Below are 2,735 nucleotides of genomic sequence, written 5' to 3' on the forward strand. Positions count from 1 at the left end.
CACTGAAACGAACCCGGCGGGGACATCGAGCGCGACGTCGGCGGCAACGGCCGTGGTGGTGGACACGACCACGCCGGCAAAACTGTCGACGCCGGTTCTGACAGACGACAGCAACGCATCAATTCCGGCGGGCAGCGCGACAACCGACGGCCATCCGCACATCAGCGGCACGGGCACGGCGGGCGACACGGTCAAGATCTATGACGGTTCAACGCTGATTGGCTCAACCAAGGTGGATGGCACTGGCAAGTGGAGCTTCACGCCGTCAACGGACGTGTCTATTGGCACGCACAGCATCACGGCCACGCAAACCAACGCGGCGGGCACGACGGGCGCGAAGTCGGATGCGGTCGCATTCACGTTCGCCCCTGCGCCGGTGATCACAAACGTGGTCGACGCCGTGGGTCCGGTTCAGGGCACGGTGCCGAATAACGGTACGACCGACGACAACCTGCCGACTGTCGGCGGCACGGGCACGGTTGGGGACACCGTCTACCTTTTCATGGATGGCATTGGGGCCGGGCAAACAACCGTGGACGCCACGGGTCACTGGGCGCTTAAGCCTCAGTGGACGATAAATGATGGCTCGCATACTTTTATCGCCACCCAGTTCGCCAGCGGACAGGCACAAAGCGCTGCGTCGAACAGCTGGACGATCACGGTCAACACCACTACCCCAGCCACGCCGGCCGCACCGACCCTGACCGACGACGCCAACGCGTCGATTCCGGCCGGCAGCACGACAACCGACGGCCATCCGCATATCAGCGGCACAGGCACGGCGGGCGACATCATCACGGTGTATGACGGCACGGCCGTGCTTGGTACCGCCACGGTTGACACGAACGGCAAGTGGACGTTCACGCCGGCAACGGATCTGGCGACTGGCACGCATAGTATCAACGTGACGGAAACGAACGCAGCAGGTACGGCCAGCGCGCATTCGGCCAACACGGCGTTCACTTTCAGCGTGACGCCCATTGAAACCACAAGCATCACCGGTATGTATGACGACACAAGTGGCTCCCAGGTGCTGATCCCTGTTGGGGGTACCACGTGGGATAGCACGCCGATTGTTAAGGGTACGGTCTCGGCCGCTCTGGGAACGGGCGAAGTCCTGGAGGTATATCGCGATGGGGTTGCAGTCGGAACGGCAATTGTGAGCGGAACGTCGTGGTCGTTCAATGACTCCGGTGTCGCTGGCGGGACGCATGCTTACACGGCCCGGGTTCAGAATGGCTCACTCCACGGGCTCGTCTCGAACTCCTACAGCATTGTTGAAGCGATAGTGGGCAACGTGGGCCAGGTGATGGGCGTGAATAACGCATCGGGCGGTGGATGCACTTTTTACATCATGATCGGAAACCTTGATCCGCAGAAGATTTCTCTTACCATGCCAACGGGGACCGGATCCATAGGCAACGGCGCTCTCACTCTCGCAACTGGACTTACACTCATAGCCCCGGGAGTCATGGCGTATCAGGTCGCCAACAACCTGGCGTGGTGGGCGACCAGATTTTTTGGGAATACTTCAGCCACCGGATGGGAGTACTGGCCGAACGGTATTACGGGCGGCGCAGGTGGTTCCTTTATGGATATGCACACCCTGGCGAGTTACTCGGTTTCCCCGGGTGTTTGGATGAATGTTACTGGGCCCATGCCGGCTGGCGTGTCCGCAACCCATCAAGTGAACCTCACCGACGACAGCGTTACGCTGGCCCAGGTGAGTTCGGTGGCGGAATCGGAGCCGGCAACGGTTACGCAACCACATCACACCGCTGTGGGCGAACACGACGCTTTCATCGGAACGACCGGCAACGATACAGTTGACCTGAACGCGGACCCTACGTCCTACTTCAAGGAAAGCACGGCGCACATCCAGGGCAGCACGGCGCACCCGACGGAACCCGCCGGCACCATGCCTTCCGCCAATACACTGCACCTGACGGGCGACCACCAGGTGCTCGACCTGACATCGCTGACCGGCCAGACAGCAGCGGCGAAGATCTCGGGTATCGAAGTGATCGACCTGGGTGGTCACGCGAACAACCTGAAGCTCTCGTTGACCGACGTGCTGAATCTCGGTGAACAAGACCTGTTCCAGAAGGACGGCCATCAGCAGTTGATGGTGAAGGGGTCTAATGGCGACACGGTCGACTTGTCGAACACGCACATTGCGGGCGTGGCTGACGGTCAGTGGCAAGCGGAAGGCACGGCGGTGGTGGGCGGGGTGACGTACAACGTGTACGAACACTCAGGCGCACACACCGAGTTGCTGGTTCAGCAAGGCGTGCAGATCGCGTTGCATAACTAAGCAGCGCAATTGAGGAGAGCGGTTCCCGGACGGAGCCGCGCTCAACTGACAGAAACATGGAAAGGCCGTTGCGGGAGCAATTCCGCAACGGCCTTTTTTCTTGGGGCTTGTCTCCCCGCCGTTCGGAAAGCGCCCAAAAGACCGCCTCGGCGTTCTGATTCAGGACATCTCATAGTGCAGCGACCGCCGCCGCGCGAAGGCTACCGGGCGGAGTTGTGCGGTGGCCAGCGCTTCAGGGCGGTACGAAAGGCGATTCCGCGCGCAGACCCGACGCGTTCCATGCACCGAAGCGCATGCCGCGCATTGCACTTGGCTATCGTTACATTTCTTTTCATACAGGTCTTCCGCGGAGCCTCGCCTTTAGGATTTCTCTGGTATCTATGCCGTTGATTCGCATGGAGAATTCGCGGCCGCACGTTGC

The 2,735-nt window shown here is 60.8% G+C and carries 1 protein-coding gene; it reads left to right on the plus strand.

Annotation, left to right across the window (positions count from 1 at the left end):
- Positions 1 to 2,314: Ig-like domain-containing protein (locus tag HB376_RS40520; protein WP_255631898.1), on the plus strand; the 2,314-nt coding region annotated here is incomplete at its 5' end.
- Positions 2,315 to 2,735 lie beyond the last annotated feature (421 nt).

This window comes from Caballeronia sp. dw_19 (assembly GCF_018449515.1).
Classification (GTDB): domain Bacteria; phylum Pseudomonadota; class Gammaproteobacteria; order Burkholderiales; family Burkholderiaceae; genus Caballeronia.